This is a genomic window from Chromobacterium sp. CV08, from assembly GCF_051129845.1.
In the GTDB taxonomy this organism is placed as follows: Bacteria; Pseudomonadota; Gammaproteobacteria; order Burkholderiales; family Chromobacteriaceae; genus Chromobacterium.
Genome location: NZ_CP150453.1, coordinates 3,486,175 through 3,505,108, shown reverse-complemented (window position 1 = coordinate 3,505,108; position 18,934 = coordinate 3,486,175). Strand labels below are relative to the sequence as shown.

At 67.7% G+C, this 18,934-nt stretch carries 16 protein-coding genes; 10 read left to right on the top strand and 6 right to left on the bottom strand.

All coding sequences use genetic code 11. From position 1 onward, the window contains the following. Positions 1-523: 523 nt before the first annotated feature. Positions 524-1,894, top strand: coding sequence for a UDP-N-acetylmuramate:L-alanyl-gamma-D-glutamyl-meso-diaminopimelate ligase (gene mpl / locus WNM05_RS16240; protein WP_434628771.1), 1,371 nt, complete (start codon positions 524-526; stop codon positions 1,892-1,894). Between the two features lie 6 nt (positions 1,895-1,900). Here the strand turns inward: mpl and WNM05_RS16235 are convergent, their stop codons facing one another. Further along, positions 1,901-2,836: a diguanylate cyclase domain-containing protein gene (locus tag WNM05_RS16235; RefSeq protein WP_434628770.1), complete on the bottom strand. Its 936-nt coding sequence runs from the start codon at positions 2,834-2,836 to the stop codon at positions 1,901-1,903. Between the two features lie 414 nt (positions 2,837-3,250). On the opposite strand from WNM05_RS16235, the gene WNM05_RS16230 reads away from it, so the two are divergent. The 9 genes from WNM05_RS16230 to WNM05_RS16190 all read left to right on the top strand — a co-directional run bounded on the left by WNM05_RS16230 (position 3,251) and on the right by WNM05_RS16190 (position 13,470). After that, positions 3,251-4,573, top strand: a complete 1,323-nt coding sequence (locus WNM05_RS16230) for a sodium-dependent transporter (RefSeq protein ID WP_434628768.1) — start codon at positions 3,251-3,253, stop codon at positions 4,571-4,573. An 86-nt stretch (positions 4,574-4,659) separates the two neighbouring features. Beyond that, the gene (locus WNM05_RS16225; RefSeq protein WP_434628766.1) at positions 4,660-5,355 is read left to right on the top strand and encodes a substrate-binding periplasmic protein; all 696 of its coding nucleotides are present in this window, start codon (positions 4,660-4,662) and stop codon (positions 5,353-5,355) included. Positions 5,356-5,419: 64 nt separating this feature from the next. Beyond that, positions 5,420-6,646, top strand: a complete 1,227-nt coding sequence (locus WNM05_RS16220) for a DUF1615 domain-containing protein (protein WP_434628764.1) — start codon at positions 5,420-5,422, stop codon at positions 6,644-6,646. 146 nt (positions 6,647-6,792) lie between these two features. Further along, on the top strand, positions 6,793-7,245 hold the full coding sequence (locus WNM05_RS16215) for a (2Fe-2S)-binding protein (protein WP_434628762.1): 453 nt from the start codon (positions 6,793-6,795) through the stop codon (positions 7,243-7,245). A gap of 9 nt (positions 7,246-7,254) precedes the next feature. Further along, complete coding sequence (locus tag WNM05_RS16210; protein ID WP_434628761.1) at positions 7,255-9,426, top strand: molybdopterin cofactor-binding domain-containing protein; 2,172 nt, start codon at positions 7,255-7,257, stop codon at positions 9,424-9,426. Between the two features lie 11 nt (positions 9,427-9,437). After that, positions 9,438-9,983, top strand: coding sequence for a hypothetical protein (locus WNM05_RS16205; protein ID WP_434628759.1), 546 nt, complete (start codon positions 9,438-9,440; stop codon positions 9,981-9,983). Positions 9,984-9,991: 8 nt separating this feature from the next. Continuing rightward, a complete protein-coding gene (locus tag WNM05_RS16200; RefSeq protein ID WP_434628757.1) occupies positions 9,992-10,978 on the top strand; it encodes an XdhC family protein in 987 nt (328 codons plus the stop codon). After that, entirely contained in the window at positions 10,975-11,544 is a 570-nt protein-coding gene (locus tag WNM05_RS16195) for a nucleotidyltransferase family protein (RefSeq protein ID WP_434628755.1), read from the top strand. Before WNM05_RS16200 ends, WNM05_RS16195 begins: the two co-directional genes overlap by 4 nt. Positions 11,545-11,619: 75 nt before the next feature. Continuing rightward, positions 11,620-13,470, top strand: a complete 1,851-nt coding sequence (locus tag WNM05_RS16190; protein ID WP_434628753.1) for a methyl-accepting chemotaxis protein — start codon at positions 11,620-11,622, stop codon at positions 13,468-13,470. Here the strand turns inward: WNM05_RS16190 and WNM05_RS16185 are convergent. The 5 genes from WNM05_RS16185 to hcnC form a co-directional block, all read right to left on the bottom strand. Further along, a complete protein-coding gene (locus WNM05_RS16185) occupies positions 13,467-14,471 on the bottom strand; it encodes an ABC transporter ATP-binding protein (RefSeq protein ID WP_434628751.1) in 1,005 nt (334 codons plus the stop codon). The two genes, WNM05_RS16190 and WNM05_RS16185, sit on opposite strands and share 4 nt — an antisense overlap. A gap of 13 nt (positions 14,472-14,484) precedes the next feature. Continuing rightward, positions 14,485-15,285, bottom strand: coding sequence for an ABC transporter permease (locus WNM05_RS16180; RefSeq protein ID WP_434628749.1), 801 nt, complete (start codon positions 15,283-15,285; stop codon positions 14,485-14,487). Beyond that, positions 15,282-16,193 (bottom strand): ABC transporter permease, encoded by a 912-nt coding sequence (locus tag WNM05_RS16175; RefSeq protein ID WP_434628747.1) that lies wholly within the window; start codon positions 16,191-16,193, stop codon positions 15,282-15,284. The genes WNM05_RS16180 and WNM05_RS16175 overlap by 4 nt, the downstream gene beginning before the upstream one ends. Positions 16,194-16,395: 202 nt before the next feature. Next, positions 16,396-17,493 carry an ABC transporter substrate-binding protein gene (locus tag WNM05_RS16170; RefSeq protein ID WP_434628745.1) on the bottom strand — a complete coding sequence of 366 codons (1,098 nt, stop codon included), beginning with the start codon at positions 17,491-17,493 and terminating at the stop codon, positions 16,396-16,398. 181 nt (positions 17,494-17,674) lie between these two features. Then, positions 17,675-18,934, bottom strand: coding sequence for a cyanide-forming glycine dehydrogenase subunit HcnC (gene hcnC / locus WNM05_RS16165; protein WP_434628743.1), 1,260 nt, complete (start codon positions 18,932-18,934; stop codon positions 17,675-17,677).

Below are 18,934 nucleotides of genomic sequence, written 5' to 3'. Positions count from 1 at the left end.
CGTTACGGGGTGAGGCGTGAATGTCTATGAACGGACATACATATCGTTGATAAGGAAGGAGATATGCGGATTTTTCCGGCGTGTCGGAATCGGCGTCGATTGAATGGGAACGGGCGTGGAAGACGGTAATGTTAAATTTTCAAGTCGAATTGACTGGGCTTTTGGACAGTGTGTGTGTGGCGGAAATGCTCTAAGCGATCAGCGGTGGGGATTCGCCGGGGAAAACATTTTCTTGCTTGACTGGGTGTTTTGTTAAATGAGTTTTGAAAAAAGGTTTATTTGGCTGATTAGTATATTTTTCATGAAAACTTTAATGGCGGTGCCGAGTGCCGCGCCGCGCTTCGCCAAATGGTTGGACGGAGGGGCTTCGTCCTGAGTCCGGCTTTCCCGGCGCCGTCTCGCCGTCTCGATTGACCGGGCTTCCCGGCGCCGGCCGCGTCGGGATTCGACCGCCCGGTTTCGTGGTATCGATCGGTTTCAGGTATTCTTGCGGTTTGCCGTTTTCTCGACGCTGAACTGAAATATGCACATCCACATCCTGGGTATCTGCGGTACCTTCATGGGCGGCATCGCCGCCATCGCCAAACAGGCCGGCCATAAGGTGACCGGCTGCGACGCCAACGTCTATCCGCCGATGAGCACGCAGTTGGAAGCGATGGGCATCGCGCTGACGCAGGGCTTCGGCGCGGAGCAGGTTGAGCTGAAGCCGGACGTGTACGTGATCGGCAACGTCGTGACGCGCGGCAAGCCCTTGATGGAGGAAATCCTCAATCGCGGCCTGCCCTACGTTTCCGGTCCGCAATGGCTGGCCGAGAACGTGCTGCGGGACAAGTGGGTGCTGGCGGTGGCCGGCACCCACGGCAAGACCACCACCAGCTCGATGCTGGCCTGGATACTGGAGGACGCCGGCCTGGCGCCGGGCTTCCTGATCGGCGGCATCCCCGAAAACTTCGGCGTGTCGGCGCGGCTGCCGGGCCGTCCGGCGCTGGATCCGGCGAGCGAAAGCCCCTTCTTCGTGATCGAGGCCGACGAGTACGACACCGCCTTCTTCGACAAGCGCTCCAAGTTCGTCCACTACCGGCCGCGCACCGCCGTCTTGAACAATCTGGAGTTCGACCACGCCGACATCTTCGCCGACCTGGCCGCGATCGAGACCCAATTCCACCATCTGGTGCGCACCATTCCGGGCAACGGCCGCATCGTCAGCAACGGCCGCGAGTCCAATCTGGACCGCGTGCTGGAACGCGGCTGCTGGACGCCGGTGGAGCGCTTCGGCGCCGACGCCGGCTGGCAGCTGGGCGCGCTGCACGAGGACGGCGGTTTCGACGTGCTGCTGGACGGGGAAACGCAGGGCACGGTGCGCTGGGCGCTGATGGGCGAGCACAACCGGATGAACGCGCTGGCCGCGATCGCGGCCGCCCGCCACGCCGGCGTCGCGGTGAAGGACGCCATCGCCGCGCTGTCCCGCTTCGCCAACGTCAAACGAAGGATGGAGGTGAAGGGCGTGTCGAACGGCGTGACCGTCTACGACGATTTCGCCCACCATCCGACGGCGATCGCCACCACGCTGGAAGGCTTGCGCCGCAAGGTCGGGACGCAGCGCATCCTGGCGGTGCTGGAGCCGCGCTCCAACACGATGAAGCTGGGCACGATGAAGGCGGCGCTGCCCGGCTCGCTGGCGCTGGCCGACAAGGTGTTCTGCTCGGCGGCCGGCCTGGGCTGGAACCCGGCCGAAGCGCTGGAGGCCATCGGCGACAAGGCGAGGACCTTCACCGATTTCGACGAGCTGGTGAACGCCGTCGCCGCCGAAGCCGTACCCGGCGACCATGTGCTGGTGATGAGCAACGGCGGCTTCGGCGGCATCCACCAGAAGCTGCTGGACAAGCTGGCCTGAGCCTGCTCAGGGCAGTTTGATGATGTAGTTGGCGCCGCCTTCGCGCGCCTTGCGCAGGGCGATGTCCAGCCGTTCCAGCATCGGCGTCGGACTGGTCTCGTCGGTGCGCAGCGAACTGGCGCCGACGCAGGCCAGCGCCTGGTGCTCCTCGCCGCGGTGCAGGAAGGTCAGCTGGCGCAGCGCCTTGATCAGCCGGCGTCCGGTCTCGCTGGCGCCGGGCAGCTGCGTGCTCGGCAACAGGATGATGAAGGTGTTGTCGCCGCGGCGCGCCACCAGGTCGCTGTCGCGGGTGTTTTGCAGGCACAGGCTGCTGGCCAGCCGGATCAGCTGGTTGCCGGCCGAGCCGTCGTCGCCGCTGGGCACCATCTCGGGCAGGTTCACCAGTTCCAGCGCCAGCGCCGACAACGGTCCGCCGTAGCGGCGCGATCGATTGGTTTCGGCATGGGCCGCCGCCATCAGCCTGTGCATGCCGGCGACGCCGGTCAGCTTGTCCTCGTCGTCGCCCTGGCAGCCTTCCTCCTTCAGCGTCTTGACGATGTTCAGCGAACGTTCGACCAACTGGCGCTCGAAATCCAGCAGCTGGCCCATCACCTTGACCTCGGTGCGGTCGGCGAAGCTGAACGCCAGCATCGGCCCGGCGCCGATGTCGACGTGGCGCGCCGACAGCTGGACGTCGAAACTGCGGTCGTCGGCGGTGGACAGCTGCATGCCGCGGTTGTAGATCATATTGCCGCGGGCCAGCTGCTCGTCGATGTCGACGGCCTGGGTGCGATCGGTCACGAAATCGTAGATCGAGCGGCCCATCAGCTCGTCGTGAGGGCAGACGAGCAGGATGCTGGCCAGTTGGTTGGCGCCGCGGATGCGGCCGTCGACAGGATCGGACAGGATCAAACAGCCCTGCACGGTATCGATCAGCGGTTGAAGCGTTTGCAAAGTGGCCATGGCTGTCCTCCCGAGACAAGCAATACAACATGTCGCTGCCGGCTGCTCCTCGGATGGACGACGCGCGCACTACGTTGTTTTACTTAGTTTATTCCTAAGTTCGGCAAATTTCACGGTGCAATCTCCCCGGATGGCTATACGGCGGTTTTCGGCCGATGAATGGCGCGGCGGCGTTTTTAGTTAGCTAGCACCCGCAATCATGTTAAATTGAAAAGCGAAGCAGCACTATCCGACCAGGACCGGCCGGCGTCCCCACCCCCGACGCCCCGGTAGCCGCCGTCCCACCGGACGGATGCCTGTCCCGATGCCTCCGCCGTCCGCCGGCGCCGCGATTGCGGCCCGCCGACGTCCGCGCCGCCAGCCGGCGCGCACCGCGCTTCACGACATCCAAAAATACGACAAAGACGATAGAACATGGCTAGATCTCAATGGGGCTCGCGCCTCGGTTTCATTCTCGCGGCAGCCGGCTCGGCCATCGGGCTGGGCGCCATCTGGAAGTTTCCCTACGTCGCCGCCACCAATGGCGGCGGAGCGTTTCTGTTCATCTACCTCGGCATCTGCCTGACACTGGGTCTGGTGTTGATGGTGTCGGAGATGGCGCTGGGACGCGCCGCCAATGCCGGCGCCGTCGGCGCCTTCCGCCGGCTTGCCGGCGGTTTCTGGCCGGTGATCGGCTATATGGGCGTGCTGGTGTGCTTCCTGATCCTGTCGTTCTACAGCGTGGTCGGCGGCTGGACCGTCGCCTACATCGGCAAGTCGCTGCAGGGCAGCATCATGACCTCCGATCCGAAGGCGCTGGGCGCCATCTTCAACGGCTTCATCAGCGATCCGGTGCAGCCGGTGCTGTATCACGGCGGTTTCGCGTTGCTGACGCTGGCCGTGGTGGTCGGCGGCGTGCAGAAGGGCATAGAGGCGCTGTCCAAATTCCTGATGCCGGCGCTGTTCGCGCTGATGCTGGTGCTGATCGCGCGCGGGCTGACCTTGCCGGGCGCGCTCGACGGCGTGGGCTACTTCGTCGCGCCGGACTTTTCCAAGGTCAGCGCGGCGATGCTGGTCGACGCGTTGGGCCTGGCCTTCTTCTCGCTGTCGCTGGGCCTGGGCATCATGATCACCTACGGCTCCTATGTCGGCCGCGAATCCAAGCTGGTGGGCTCGGCGCTGTGGGTGATCGCGCTGACGGTGGCCACCTGCTTCCTGGCCGGCCTGATGGTGCTGCCGGCGGTGTTCGCCTTCGGCTTCGACCCGTCGGCCGGTCCCGGCCTGACCTTCATCACGATGCCGGCGGTGTTCGCCCATCTGCCGCTGGGCCAGCTGTTCGCGGTGATGTTCTTCTGCCTGCTGCTGCTGGCGGCGCTGACGTCCTCCGTTTCGCTGCTGGAGGTGGTGACCAGCTTCGCCATCGACGAGCTGCGGCTGTCGCGCCGCGTCGCCGCCATCCTGATGGCCGCCGGCACCTTTCTGCTGGGCGTGCCGGCCTCGCTGTCGCTGGGCGTGTGGAGCGACCATCAGTTGTTCGGCATGAATTTCTTCGATCTGCTGGACTTCGTCACCTCCAAGCTGCTGATGCCGGCCGGCGAGCTGTTGCTGGCGCTCTTCGTCGGCTGGAAGGCCTGGCCGGTGGTCAGGAAGGAGCTGTCGTCCGACAGCTCTCCGCGTGCGATGCAGTGCATGCGCGGTTTCTGCATGGCGCTGGCGCCGTTGCTGATAGGCTGGATCATGGTGGCCAGCTTCCGCTGATGGCGGCATGAAGAGACGGGGAGCGATGGCTCCCCGTTTTGCTATGGTTCCGATTGTGTGCAAGTCGGAGCGGCGGAATGCGATGGATGGCGGCGGTTCTGGCTTGCGGCCTGTCGGCCGGCGAGGCGCGGTCGGAGACGCTGAGTGTCCCGATGACCCAGATTCCCGGCGTGGCGGAGTTGGCGGCGGACGGGACGACGTTGCAGGGCGGCGGCATCGCGCTGATGCGCGAGGTGGGGCGCCGGGCCGGCGTCGATTTCCATTTCGCCGCTTATCCGCAGGCGCGCGCTCGGCTGCTGGTGGCGCAGCAGCCCGATGCCTGCTCGCCGCTGGCGCACCTGCCGGAGCTGGACGGCAGTTATAAATGGAGCGCGACGCTGGTGCAGATGCGGCTGGTGTTGCTGGCGCGCGGCGACGACGCCCGCCGACTGCGCGATCTGGACGCGGCGCGCGGCTTGAGGGTGGGGGCGACGCGCGGCACCGTCGTGGCGCAGCGTCTGAGAGCGCGCGGCCTGGTGCCGGAGGAAAGCGTCGACTACGTCAGCGGGCGGGAGAAGCTGCAGCTGGGCCGGCTGGACCTGTGGGCGATGCTGGACGTCGGCGTGTCGTCGCTGACGCGGCGGCTGGGCATGCCGCCGCCGCGGGTGGCGCTGGCGCTGGACACGCTGGAGGTGGCCTTCGCCTGCAACCGCAGGCTGGACGACGCCGTGCTGGCGCGGATAGACCGCGCGATCGCCGCGATGCATCAGGATGGCAGCATCAATCGCTTCGACCTGCGCTGAAGCGGCGCATGCCAAGCGCGGCCCTCTGGGCTAAACTCTGGTCTTTGCCCGTTTGCGAGACACCGTGAAAGCCCGTCTGACCCTGCTGGCAGCCAGCCTCTTCGTCGCCGCCTGCGCCACGCCGCCGAATCCCGCTCCGATCGCCGCGCCCGAGACGCCGGCCTCGGCTCCCGCCGTCGACGTGCCGCCGCCGGAGCAGCCGGCCTCGGCGCCCGTGGCCGCGCCCATCGCGCCGCCGCGCCCGGTGGCGCGGCCGGTCCAGCCGCCCGCCGCCATTTCCGAAAGCCAGGGCCGGGCCTTGCTGGACCGCCTGCTGCCGCCGGGGATTCCCGATCGCAAGGGCTGGAGCAACGACGTGATCGGCGCCTTCAGCCATCTGAAGATTCCGTACACGCCGCCGTTCTTCTGCGCGGTGCTGGCGGTGGCGGAGCAGGAGTCGGGCTTCAGCCCGGACCCGGTGGTGCCCGGCCTGTCCAAGATCGTCTGGGGCGAAATCGAGCAGCGCCGGCAGAAATACCTGATTCCGCAGTTCGTCGTCGACGCGGCGATGAGCAAGAAGTCGCCGGACGGCCGCAGCTTCAAGCAGCGCGTCGACGCCTTGCGCACCAAGCGCGAGATGAACGCCTTGTACGAGGACATGGTGCGCGAGCTGCCGTTCGGCCAGACCATCTTCGAGCACAAGAACCCGATCCGCGACGGCGGGCCGATGCAGGTCAGCGTCGCCTTCGCCGAGACCCACGTCCGCGCCTGGCCGTATCCGTATGGTTATTCCAGCCTGCGCGACGAGGTGTTCACCCGCCGCGGCAGCGTCTATTTCGGCACCGCCATCCTGCTGCAGTACCCGGCGCCGTACCACGAGATGGTCTACCGCTTCGCCGACTACAACGCCGGCCGCTACGCCAGCCGCAATGCCGCCTTCCAGCTGGCGGTGTCGCGGCTGTCGGGCCGCAGGCTGGCCTTGGACGGCGACATCATGCTGTACAGCGACAAGATGAACCGCGTGCTGTCCGGCGAAACCAGCGACACCCAGCGCGCGCTGCAGTCCATCGCCGGCCGGTTGGGCATGACCGACGCCGACATGATGCGCGACCTGCGGCTGGAGAAGCTGTCCGGCTTCGGCCAGAGCCCGCTGTATCAACGGGTATTCGCGCTGGCCGGACCGAAGGCGCCGCGCGAGATCATCCCGCAGATCGTGCTGGTCAGCCCGAAGTTCACCCACAGGCTGACCACCGAATGGTTCGCGCGCCGCGTCGATGGCCGCTACCAGCGCTGCCTGCAACGGGGAGGCTGAGCGGCCCGCCCGCTTGAGTCTGAACCGATAGCGCCTATAGTGATTGCAGCGGCGCCGCGGCGGGATTCCGCGCGGCGCCGATTCGCATCCGGACGGCGGCCATTGCATGGCCGTCGTCTTCTGTTTCTCGGCTCGGGAGGCAAGGCATGAAGGTTTCCATCAACGGCAAGGAGGTGGAGCTTAACTCCTCTCCGGACACGCCCATCCTGTGGGCATTGCGCGACGAGCTGGGCCTGACCGGCACCAAGTTCGGCTGCGGCGCGGCCTTGTGCGGCGCCTGTACGGTGCTGAAGAACGGCCTGCCGATCCGTTCCTGCGTAACCCCGATTTCCACGCTGGCTGCCGACGACAGCATCACCACGGTGGAAGGCAACGCCGACAAGGTGGCGCAGGCGGTCAAGCAGGCCTGGCATCAGTTGGACGTGGTGCAGTGCGGCTTCTGTCAGAGCGGCCAGGTGCTGGCCGCCACCGCCTTGCTCAGCGCCAACCCGCATCCGTCCGACCAGGACATCGATGTGGCGATGAGCGGCAATCTGTGCCGCTGCGGCACCTATCCCCGGATACGCGCGGCCATCCACGCCGCCGCCAAGCTGCTTTAGGAGGCCCGGATGACGACCATTGGAGTGTCCCGCCGCGGTTTCCTCAAAATGAGCGGCGCGGTCGGCGGCGCGCTTTGCCTGGGCTTCGTCCTCAGCGAGGGCGGGCGCAGGGCCGAGGCGGCCGAGGCCAAGAATCCCATCCCCTCTCCGAACGCCTTCGTCCGCATCGAGAAGGACGGCGGCGTCACCATCGTCAGCAACAAGTCCGAGATGGGGCAGGGCATCTACACCTCGCTGGCGATGCTGATCGCCGAGGAGCTGGAATGCGACTGGAACCGGATCAAGGTGGTGTCGGCGCCGGCCGCCCCGGTCTACGTCCATACCGCCTTCCATATCCAGATCACCGGCGGCAGCACCAGCACGCTGTCCAGCTATGACCAGTACCGCAAGATAGGCGCCGCCGCGCGCGACATGCTGATATCGGCCGCCGCGCGGCGCTGGGGCGTGCCGGCCTCGCAATGCCGCGCCGAAAACAGCCGGGTGTTCAACAACGCCAATGGCGCCAGCCTGGGCTACGGCGAGCTGACCGAGGCCGCCGGCAAGCTGCCGGTGCCGGACACGGTGGAGCTGAAGCCGCGCCACCGCTGGAAGCTGCTGGGCACCCGCGTGCACCGGGTGGACGGCGACGAGAAGCTGGACGGCCGCGCGCAGTTCGCGATGGACGTCCGCCTGCCCGGCATGCTGACGGCGCTGCTCAAGCGCTGTCCCAGCTACGGCGGCAAGCCCGGGAGCTTCAAGGCCGACGCGGCCAGGGCGGTCCCTGGCGTCAAGGACGTGTTCGCGATCAGCAACGGCGTCGTCGTGCTGGCCGACGGTTTCTGGCCGGCCAAGAAGGCGCGCGACCTCTTGGAAGTGGAATGGGAGCGCGGCGCCAATGCCGAGCTGGATTCGGCCAGGCTGCGCGCCGACTACCGCGCGCGCGCGGCCAAGCCCGGGCAAACCTATCGCCGCGAGGGCGATGCCGAGGCGGCGCTGGCCGGCGCGGCCAAGAAACTGGAAGCCTGGTACGAGCTGCCCTACCTGTCCCACTCGCCGATGGAGCCGCTGAACTGCGTGGTCTGGCTGAAGCCGGGCAGCTGCGAGATCTGGAGCGGCACCCAGTCCCAGACGCTGGACGTCGGCATGGCGGCCTCGATGGCGGGGCTGAAGCCGGAACAGGTCACGCTGCACACCACCTTGCTCGGCGGCGGCTTCGGCCGGCGGGCGGTGCCGGTCGGCTCCGACTGGCTGAAGGAGGCGATGGAGGTGGCCAAGCATCACGGCCAGGGCGTGCCGATCCGGCTGATGTGGACCCGCGACGACGATCTGGCCGGCGCCTACTACCGGCCGATGTGGCTGGACCGCGTGCGCGGCGGCATAGCCGCGGATGGCAAGCCGGCCGCCTGGCTGCAGACCGGCGTCGGCCAGTCCATCATCGCCGGCACGCCGTTCGCGCCGATGATGGTCAAGAACGGCATCGACGCGGTGTCGGTGGAAGGCACCGACGACATGCCCTACGCGCTGCCGGCGGTCTCGCTGGACCTGCACACGCCGGAGATCCCGCTGCCGGTGCTGTGGTGGCGCTCGGTCGGCCATTCGCACAGCGCCTTCACCAAGGAAAGCTATATCGACGAATTGGCGCGGCTGGCGCGTCAGGACCCGGTGGCCTACCGGCTGGCGCTGCTGGGCAAGGCGCCGCGGGAGCAGGCGGTGCTGCGAGAGGCGGCGCGGATGGCCGGCTGGGGCCGCAAGCTGCCGAAAGGCCATGGCCTGGGCGCGGCGGTGCATACGTCCTTCGGTTCCCATGTCGCCCAGGTGGTGGAAGTGTCGGTCAAGGGCAAGGAGTTGAAGGTCGAACATGTCTGGTGCGCCGTCGATTGCGGCGTGGTGGTCAATCCGGACCAGGTGGCGGCGCAGATGGAGGGCGGCATCCTGTTCGGCCTGTCGGCGGCGCTGTTCGGCGAGATCACCTTCAAGGACGGCGAGGTCGAGCAGAAGAATTTCGACGGCTACCAGATCGTCAGGATGTTCCAGGCGCCCAAGGTCGACGTTTCCATCGTCGCCAGCGAGGAGGCGCCGGGCGGCACCGGCGAGCCGGCGGTGCCTGTGGTCGCGCCGGCGCTGGCCAACGCCATCCACGCGGCTTCCGGCCAGAGGCGGCGCGAGCTGCCGCTGAGCCGGCACGGCTACCAGATGGTGTGAGGAAGACGGATATGAAAATCTCGACAATCTTGTGCTGGGCGCTGGCCGCCTGGCTGCCGGCCGCCCTGGCGGCGGACGATCCGGCCGCGTCGCGGCGGACATTCGGCGACGTGGCCAGGGTGCTGCAATCGCCGCGCTGCCTGAACTGCCACACCGTCACCGACTTTCCGCGCCAGGGCGACGACCGCCATCCGCACCAGCAGATGATCAAGCGCGGACCGGCGGACATGGGCCATCCGTCGCTGATGTGCCTGGCCTGCCACCAGACGGCCAATTCGGCCGACGGCGCGGTGCCGGGCGCACCCAACTGGCGTCTGGCGCCGCTGAGCATGGGCTGGGAAGGACTGAGCGACGGCCAGATGTGCCGCCGGCTGGTGGACAAGAAGCGCAACGGCAATCGCGACATCGCCGCGCTGGTCGCCCACATGACGGCCGACCCGCTGGTGCAGTGGGCCTGGCATCCCGGCGGCCGGCGCACGCTGCCGCCGTTGTCGCAGAACGACTTCCACGACGCGGTGCGGCGCTGGGCCGACACCGGCGCCTACTGTCCGAAATGAGCGCGGCGATGCGCGGCAACGACGAGACCGTGCTGGCGCAGACGCTGGACTGGCTGCGGCAGGGCCGCCGCGTCGCCTTGCTGACGGTGCTGGGGACCTATGGCGCCAGTCCCAGGCCGCCGGGCGCGCTGGCGGCGATACGAGACGACGGCATGATCTGCGGCTCGGTGTCCGGCGGCTGCGTCGAGGACGATCTGCGGCGGGAGATCGCCGACGGAGGCGTGTTCGGCGCCGGCCCGGCGGCCTGGGTGCGCAGCTTCGGCGTCAGCGTCGAGGAGAGGCAGCGCTACCGGCTGCCGTGCGGCAACAGCCTCAGGGTGGCGGTGGAGACGGCGCCGGACCCGGCCCAGCTGGCACAGCTGCTGGAGGCGGTGGGCGCGCAGCGCTGCCTATGGCGCCGCGTCGCCTTTGCCGACGGCGCGGCCAGGCTGACGGTCGACGGCCCGGAAGGCGTCTTCGCCGAGGACGCCGACGGCTTCAGCGTGCTGCACGGCCCGCACTGGCGCTTGCTGATCATAGGCGCGGCGGAACTCGGTCGCTATCTGGCGCAGATCGCGCTGACGCTGGACTACGCGGTGACGGTGTGCGAGCCGCGCGAGGAGTACCGGCAGGACTGGCGCCTGGCCGGCGCGCCGCTGTCGGCCGAGATGCCGGACGACCTGGTGCTGGCCTTCGGCTGCGACGAACGCACCGCGGTGGTGGCGGTCACGCACGACCCCAAGCTGGACGACCTGGCGCTGATGGAGGCGCTCAGGCTGCCCTGCCACTACGTCGGCGCGCTCGGTTCGGTCACGACGACGCTGAAGCGCAAGGCGAGGCTGGCCGAGCACTTCGGCCTGACGCCGGCGCAGCTCGACAGGCTGCACGGCCCGGTGGGACTGGCGATAGGCTCGCGGACGCCGGCCGAGATCGCGGTGTCCATCGCCGCCGACCTGATCGCCTGCCGCAGCGTCAGCCGGGCCGGCGCCGCCGCGATGCGCCAGGCCTGCGCATGATAGCCGGCGTGGTGTTGGCGGCGGGGCAGGGCCGGCGCTTCGGCGCGGACAAGCGCCAGGCGCGGCTGGCCGATGGCCGCAGTCTGCTGGAAGCCAGCCTGCAGGCCTTCGCCGGGCGGCTGCCGCAGCTGGCGGCGGTGCTCGGCGACGACGACGATTTCGGCCTGGCGCTGTGCGCCAGGCTGGGCGTGCGGCCCTTGGCCTGCAGGCTGAACCGCGCCGGCATCGGCCATTCGCTGGCCTGCGGCGCCGCCTGGGCGCTGGCGCTGCCGGACTGCGAGGGACTGGTGCTGGGTCTGGCCGACATGCCGCTGGTGCGGCCGCATACCATCAGCCAGCTGGCGTCGGCGTTGCGGCACGGCCGGCCGGTGCTGCCGTGCCACCAGGGCCGTCCCGGCCATCCGCGCGGCCTGCCGGCGTCCTGCCTGCCGCGCTTGCTGGACCTCGACGGCGACGTCGGCGCGCGCGAGGTCGTCGACTGGGGGCGGGCGCTGAGGCTGGAGCTGGACGATCCCGGCGTGCTGCTCGACGTCGACACGCCGGATGACCTGCTGCGGCTGGCTTGAGTCGCGGACAAAGACTTTGAACAGGCGCTTAACCTATAGTGAATTGTTTTCGCGCTAGAGGGGAAGGCGATGCGGATGCGCCTCACGGTCGCTCACAAGCTGGTGTTGCTGATCGCTCCGTTGGTGCTGGCGTTGTTTTTCGTCGCCATCGGCTATGCCTGGAACCAGCGGCAGTTGCTGCAGGAATTGAACCGCGATCAGGTGCTGACCGAGAACATCGGCCTGGTCGGCGAACTGATCCAGAAACTGCAGGCGGAGCGCGGCCGCAGCTACGGCTATCTGGCGATGCACCGGTCGCTGCCGCCGGAGCTGCTCCAGGCCCGCCAGGCCGCCGACGCGGCGCTGGCCAGGCTGCGCGACCAGCCGCACGGCGGCCTGGCGCCCGGCCTGCAGGCTTATCTCGACGACAGCTTGCCGCGCCAGCAAGCGATAGACCAGCTCAGGCGCGAGATCGACGCCCGTCATATCTCCCCCGATCCGGCGTTCCGGCGCTATTCCGACCAGATAGAACGGCTGTCGCGCATCGTCGCGCTGTTCCACGCCCACAGCCAGCTGGTGCAGGAGCTGGTGCTGCAATGGTCGGCGGTCAATTGCCAGAAGGAATACACCGGCCGCACCCGCGGCCTGGTCACCGGCGTGCTGACCCAGGGCAGCTTCACCATCACCAATTTCCGCCAAGTCAGCGGCGTGGTGTCGCAGGAGGAACTGTGCCGGGCCCAGTACCGCCAGTACGGCGGCGACGAGGTCTTGCTGCAGGCGGCGATGGACCGCAGCAGCCAGTTCGAGCGCCTGCGCGACGCGGTGCTGGCGCGCGGCGTCGGCGCGCTGCAGAGCGAGCGGCCGGAAACCTGGTTCCAGGTGAGCAGCAGCCGCATCGACGCGCTGTACCAGGTGCAGCAGGCGCTGCTGGCGCAGATACGGCAGCAGGTGGACGACCAGGCCGCCAGCGCCAGGCTGTACGGCTACCTGGTGCTGGCCGGCCTGCTGTTGCTGCTGCTGCCCATCGTCTTCGCGGTGCTGGTCGGGCGCAATATCGTCCACACGCTGGGCGCCGAGCCGGACGAGGTGGCGCAGGGCATGCGCGAGCTGTCGGCCGGGCGGCTGGATTTCTTCCTGCCGCTCAGGAGCGGCGACAGCCACAGCCTGGCCGCCCACATCCGCCAGATGGGCGAGCGGCTGTCCGGGGTGATCCTGCAGGTCAAGGAGGACGCCGACGCGGTGGCCAATGCGTCGATCCAGCTCAATTCGGCGTCCCAGGGCTTGTCGCAGGGCGCGGCCCGCACCTCGGCCGACGTCGAGGAGAGCAGCAGCGCGATAGACGACATCGCGCGCTGCATGTTCGAGATGGCCGGCGACGCCAACCATGCCGGACAAATGGCCGATACCGCCAGCGGCCAGGCGGCCGACGGCAAGCAGGTGGTGCAGCGTACGATAGCGGCGATGCACGAGATCGCCCGCCGCACCGACATCATCGACGACATCGCCTACCAGACCAATCTGCTGGCCTTGAACGCGGCGATAGAGGCGGCGCGGGCCGGCGAGCACGGCCGCGGCTTCGCCGTGGTGGCGGACGAGGTGCGCAAGCTGGCGATGCGCTGCCAGTCGGCGGCCAAAGAGATCGGCCAGGTGGCGATAGGCAGCGTCGATCTGGCCGAAAGCGCCGGCCAGCAGCTGAGCGACATCGTCGAGTCCAGCCGCCAGACGCTGGAGCTCGTCATGGGTATTTCCCGCGCGGCGACGACCCAGGCGCAGCGGGTCGGCGACATCAACCAGGCGATGCGGCGCGTGAACCTGCTGTCGCAGGACAACGCCGCCGCCAGCGAACAGCTGTCGGCGGCGGCGCAGGAGGTCGCGATGCGCGCCGACAGCCTGCGCCGGCAGATGCATTACTTCCAGCAGGGGGGGCAGCGGCCGCCGCCGGCCTAGCGCACCTCGCGCAGATCGGCGCGGTCGACGCGCAGCCGCACCGGCGTGCCGCCCGGCAGCAGGTCGGCGGCGCTGCGGTTCAGCCTGTCCACCTGCAGCGTGGCGCCGTTCGCCTCGACCTGGTAGCGGATGATGTTGCCCAGGAGCTGGTGCTGGCGCACCACCGCCGGCAGCGCGCCGTCGCCGGCGTCGCCCTGATCCAGCAACTGTATCGATTCCGGACGTATCGCCAGGTGGCCGCTGATTTCCAGTCCCAGCAGCGCGCGGCTCTGCTCGGCGCTCAGCAGATTGTAGTTGCCCATGAAGCGGGCGACGAACTCGGTGGCCGGCTGGGTGTAGATGGTTTCGGCCGCGCCTTCCTGCTCCACCTTGCCCTGGTTCATCACGAAGATGCGGTCCGACATCGTCAGCGCCTCTTCCTGGTCGTGGGTGACGAAGATGGTGGTCAGGCCCAGTCGGCGCTGGATGTCGCGGATCTGTTCGCGCAGGTTCTTGCGGATGCGGGCGTCCAGCGCCGACAGCGGCTCGTCCAGCAGCAGCATCCGCGGCTCCACCACCAGCGCGCGCGCCAGCGCCACCCGCTGGCGCTGGCCGCCTGACAGCTGGTGCGGGAAATGGCGCTCGCGGCCGTTCAATTCCACCAGCGCGATCACCTCGCCGACCTTGCGGCGGATTTCGTCGGCGCTGCGCTTCTGCATCTTCAGGCCGAAGGCGATATTGTCGGCCACGTTCATGTTCGGGAACAGCGCGTAGCTCTGGAACACCATGCCGATGCCGCGCTTCTGCGGCGACTGGCGGGTGATGTCGTCGCCGGACAGGCGGATGCTGCCGCCGCTGGGCGTCTCGAAGCCGGCGATCATCCTGAGCACCGTGGTTTTGCCGCAGCCGGACGGGCCGAGGAAGGTGATGAACTCGCCGGCCTCCACCTGCATGTTGAAATCGTGGACCACGGCCTGCTGGCCGAAGCGCTTGTTCAGATGGTCGATTTGCAGAAATGCCATGATGGTTTCCGTTTCAATGTTCGTCGGCGCCGAGCGCGGCGCGGTTGCGGCTGACCACCTGCATCAGCCCCATCGCGGCCCAGGTGACCAGGAAGGCGATGACGGCCAGCGCGGCCGGTTCGTAGGCGCGGTTGGCGCCTATCAGTTGCAAGTAAGGGCCGAAGGCCGGCCGGGCCAAGAGGCTGGCCAGCGTGAACTCGCCGATGACGATGGCGAAGGTCAGGAAGGCGCCGGACAGGATGGCGGTCTTCAGATTGGGGAAGATCACCAGCCTGAGGATGTCGAACCAGCCGCTGCCCAGGCTCTGTGCCGCCTCGGTCAGCGAGCGCACGTCTATCGACGACAGGCCGGTGTCCACGGCGCGGTACAGATAGGGCAGGGCCAGCGTCACATAGCCGAACACCAGCAAGAGATCGGTGCCGCGCTCGTTGCCGGTCAGCGGCAGCCAGCCGCCGCTGCCGTACAGCCGCAGATAGCCGAACACCAGCACGATGGCGGGGATGACAAGCGGCAGCAGCGTGATGAATTCGATCAGCGGCCGCAGTCTGGGCAGCTTCAGCTGCACCCAGAACGCGGTCGGCACCACCAGCAAGATGCCGAACAGTATGGTCAGCAGCGCCAGCAGCGCCGAGTAGGCGAAGCTCGCCTGGAAGCCGGGATCGGTCAGCACGACTTTGTAGGCTTCGAAGCTGTAGCCCTCGCGCTTCATCTTCAGGCTGAATTCGAAGGTGGCGATCAGGGGCAGCAGGAAGTAGCCGCTGCCGAGAACGATGGCGATCCAGGCGCCCAGGCGCGAGGTGGCGGTGGGTTTCATGCGGCCTCCCTTTGGCTGCGCTTGCGCAGCCAGATATAACCGGCGTTCGCGCTGCCGGTGATCAGGACCATACCCAGCGCCAGCGCGTAGCCCAGGTTCTGGTCGTGCAGCACGTCGCCGTGGATCTGCGCGTACAACAGGATGGTGACGATGTTCAGCGAGCTGCCGGTCAGCGCATAGGCGGTGGCGACGGCGCCGAAGGCGTTGGCGAACAGGAGCAGCGCGGCGCCGGCCATGCTGGGCCACAGCACCGGCAGCGCGATGTGCCGCCAGTAGGCGAAGGCGGAGCCGCCCAGGCTCTCGCAGGCCTCGCGCCATTCGTCCTTCAGCCCTTCCACGGCGGGGGCGATGATCAGCACCATCAGCGGGATCTGGAAGTACAGATAGGTCAGCGTCAGGCCGGCGAAGCTGAGGATGGAGAAGCCGCTGGCGTACAGGTCGACGTCCAGGTACCGGCGCAGCAGCATCGTCACCAGGCCCATCCGCCCCAGCGTGGCCAGGAAGGCGAAGGCCAGCGGGATGCCGGCGAAGTTGGAGGCGACGCCGGAGAAGGTGGTCAGCGTCGGACGTATCCAGGCGGGCAGGCCGCCGCGTATCGCCGCCAGCGCCAGCAGCAGGCCCAGCAGCGTGCCGAGGACGGCCGAGGCGGCGCTGATTTCCAGGCTGATCTTGTAGGCGCCGACGATGTTGTCGTCGAACAGGCGGACGATATTGTTCAGCGTGAAGTGGCCCTGGGCGTCCTGGAAGGCGCCGGCCATCAGCAACACGGTCGGCAGGATCAGGAACAGCAGCGCGAAGATCAGGAAGGGCGCGACGCCCAGCCACGACAGCAGCGGGGCGCGGGCGGCGCTGGGCAAACTGGCTGTGCGGGAGGAGGGCGTCGGCATGGATTCTGAGGATGCGGACATCGGTGTTTCTCTAGGTGAACGGGCCGCCAGCGGCGGCTTCAGGCTGTTGGCAACGTGATTCGCTCAGGCTCTGCAGGACCCGGCAAAGCCGGGCCTGGCCACATCAGTGCTTGAGTCCGAGCCTGAACGTCGAATCCCGATCCCCCCGCCCTTAATCTGAGGGCCGCCGAAGGCGGCCCCGAGGTGAGACGGGGAGATCGTTTTACTTCACGTTGCTGCCGACCACGCTGTCCCACTGCTTGGTGATGCCGGCCTTGTAGGCTTCCTGCTGCTCTATGGTCGGGAACACCGCTTTCTTGTAGGCGGCGGCGTCCGGCAGCTTGCCGATCAGCTCGGACGGAATCTTCTTCCTGGCGGTCAGGTCGTTGAAGCGGATCGGGTGGCAGTAGCCCTTCAGCCAGGCCACCTGGCCCTCGTCGGAGAACAGGTATTCCATCCACAGCTTGGCGGCGTTCGGGTGCGGCGCGTAGGCGCTGATGCCCTGGGCGTAGACGCCGGCGACGACGCCGCTCTTCGGCACGATCACGTCCACTTTCGGATTGCCCTTCAGCGTGTCGCGGTCGGCCAGCGCGTTGTAGTCCCAGCGCACGATGATGGGGGTAGTGCCCTGGGCCAGCGAGGCGGCCTTGCCGATCACCGGCACGAAGTTGCCGTTCTTGTTCAGCTGCGAGAAGAATTTCAGGCCGGCGTCGGCGGCCTTGCCCACATCGCCCTTGGCGTGGGACAGGCCGGCGGCGAACACGCCCTGGATGGCCTGGTTGGCGGCGCGCGGGTCGCCGGCCAGCGCCACGGCGTTCTTGTATTCCGGCTTCAAGAGGTCGGACCAGTCGGCCGGCGCCTTGCTGACCAGGTCGCGGTTGACCTGGAAGGTCAGCACGCCGTAGTAGTCGCCGTACCAGTAGCCGTCCTTGTCCTTGGCGTTGTCGGGGATGGTCTTCCAGGTGGACACCTTGTACGGCTGCAGCAGGCCCTGGGCCTTGGCCTGCGGACCGAAGGACAGGCCGACGTCGATGACGTCCGGCGCCTGCGGACCCTTGTTGTTCTTGTTGGCCTTGATGGCCTCCAGCTCGTCGGCGGAGCCGGCGTCCGGATTCAGTTCGTTGACCTTGATGCCGTACTTGGCCTTGAAGCCGGCGATCACATTGCCGTAGCCGCACCAGTCGTGCGGCAGCGCGATCACGGTCAGCTCGCCTTCCTTCTTCGCTGCCTGCACCAGCGCGGACAGATTGTCGGCCAGCGCGGCGTTGGCGATCATCCCCAGGGCGCCGGCGACGGCGATGTAACCCAGTTTGTGCTTCATCATTGCTCCCCTTGTGCGGCCGGTGGCCTATCTATCGAAAAACTGATGCGATGGTATGAGGGATTGATGACAAAACGACGTCATTAATATGACAAAAAAGTTTCAATGCTGGACCATGGGACGGGGGGGCGAAAAAAAACCGCCAGACCATGCGGTCGTGGCGGCGTCGAGAGGAAACGGTTCAGGCGTGCAGCGCGAAATCCATCTGTTCTTCGGTGCGGTTGGGGAAGCGGCCGGCCAGGAACGGCGTCACGTCCAGCGGCAGCGGCTCGCCGCGCACCAGTCCGTTCAGCATCACGCCGGTGATGGCCGAGGTCAGGATGCCGGTGCGGAAGTGGCCGCAGGCGTTCAGATAGCCGTCGACGCCGTCCTCCGGCCCCAGTATCGGCAGCTCGTCCGGCGTGCCGGGGCGCAGGCCGGCCCAGCAGCGCTTGATGTTGACGTTGGCGAGCTCCGGCACGCAGCGTATCGCGCCCTGCACCAGTCCGTTGATTTCCGGATAGGTGATGGTGGTGTCGTAGCCCTTGTCCTCGGTGGTGCTGCCGATCAGGATCTCGCCGTTGTCCTTCTGCGCGATGTAGCAGTCGCTGGTGGTGATGCAGCCGCGCAAGAGCTTGGGCATCTTCTCCGACAGCACGATCTGGCCCTTGACCGGCTTGACCGGAATGGTGCGGCCGGTGGCCCAGCGCGACAGCTCGGCCGCCCAGGAGCCGCCGGCGTTGATCAGCGTGTGGCAGCTGAAGTCGCCGGCCTCGGCAGTGCGCACGCCGGTGACGCGGCTGCCTTCGCGGACGACGCCGGTGACGTTGACGTTGAAGAAGACGTCGACGCCGTTCTGGCGCGCCGCCTCGGTGTAGGCGTCCGTCAGGCGGAACGGACTGACCTGGTGGTCGCACAGGAATTCCAGCGCGCCCTGGGCCTTGTCGCTGACATAGGGCTCGTCCTCGCGCAGCTGGGCGCGGTCCAGCCAGCGCACCTCGCTGGCCAGGTGCGGAATCTGCGCGGCGATGTGCTCGGCGTACAGCTGGTCTTCCTCGTCGTAGATGATGTACTTGAGGCCGGTGCGCTCGAACTTGAAGTCCATGCCGTGGTTTTCCATCAGTTCCCGGTGCAGGTCCGGGTACAGCGCGTTGGACGCCAGCGCGAAGTCGAAGAAGCTCTGCGGCAGGATGTGCGGCGTGGTGGCGTCGACGGCCACCGCGGCGCCGGCCGCCTCGCGCTTGCGTTTGGCCGAGGTCATGCGGAAGAAGATCACGCCGCAGCCCAGGCCCACCGATTCGCCTATCGCCCACAGGCCGCCGGCCGACGCGCGCGACGCGTTGCCGGGGCGTTTGCTGTCTATCAGCGCGATCTTCAGGTCGCGGCGCTTGGACAGCTGGTAGGCGCAGGAGGCGCCGATCACGCCGCCTCCGGCGATCACGATGTCGTATTGCTTGCTCAT

What these genes read in the sequence shown, in the direction of transcription:
- mpl (WP_434628771.1), top strand. Translation starts at nt 524, where the DNA reads ATGCACATCCACATCCTGGGTATCTGCGGTACCTTCATGGGCGGCATC.
- WNM05_RS16235 (WP_434628770.1), bottom strand. Translation starts at nt 2,836, where the DNA reads ATGGCCACTTTGCAAACGCTTCAACCGCTGATCGATACCGTGCAGGGC.
- WNM05_RS16230 (WP_434628768.1), top strand. Translation starts at nt 3,251, where the DNA reads ATGGCTAGATCTCAATGGGGCTCGCGCCTCGGTTTCATTCTCGCGGCA.
- WNM05_RS16225 (WP_434628766.1), top strand. Translation starts at nt 4,660, where the DNA reads ATGGCGGCGGTTCTGGCTTGCGGCCTGTCGGCCGGCGAGGCGCGGTCG.
- WNM05_RS16215 (WP_434628762.1), top strand. Translation starts at nt 6,793, where the DNA reads ATGAAGGTTTCCATCAACGGCAAGGAGGTGGAGCTTAACTCCTCTCCG.
- WNM05_RS16210 (WP_434628761.1), top strand. Translation starts at nt 7,255, where the DNA reads ATGACGACCATTGGAGTGTCCCGCCGCGGTTTCCTCAAAATGAGCGGC.
- WNM05_RS16205 (WP_434628759.1), top strand. Translation starts at nt 9,438, where the DNA reads ATGAAAATCTCGACAATCTTGTGCTGGGCGCTGGCCGCCTGGCTGCCG.
- WNM05_RS16200 (WP_434628757.1), top strand. Translation starts at nt 9,992, where the DNA reads ATGCGCGGCAACGACGAGACCGTGCTGGCGCAGACGCTGGACTGGCTG.
- WNM05_RS16195 (WP_434628755.1), top strand. Translation starts at nt 10,975, where the DNA reads ATGATAGCCGGCGTGGTGTTGGCGGCGGGGCAGGGCCGGCGCTTCGGC.
- WNM05_RS16190 (WP_434628753.1), top strand. Translation starts at nt 11,620, where the DNA reads ATGCGCCTCACGGTCGCTCACAAGCTGGTGTTGCTGATCGCTCCGTTG.
- WNM05_RS16185 (WP_434628751.1), bottom strand. Translation starts at nt 14,471, where the DNA reads ATGGCATTTCTGCAAATCGACCATCTGAACAAGCGCTTCGGCCAGCAG.
- WNM05_RS16180 (WP_434628749.1), bottom strand. Translation starts at nt 15,285, where the DNA reads ATGAAACCCACCGCCACCTCGCGCCTGGGCGCCTGGATCGCCATCGTT.
- WNM05_RS16175 (WP_434628747.1), bottom strand. Translation starts at nt 16,193, where the DNA reads ATGTCCGCATCCTCAGAATCCATGCCGACGCCCTCCTCCCGCACAGCC.
- WNM05_RS16170 (WP_434628745.1), bottom strand. Translation starts at nt 17,493, where the DNA reads ATGAAGCACAAACTGGGTTACATCGCCGTCGCCGGCGCCCTGGGGATG.
- hcnC (WP_434628743.1), bottom strand. Translation starts at nt 18,934, where the DNA reads ATGAGCAAGCAATACGACATCGTGATCGCCGGAGGCGGCGTGATCGGC.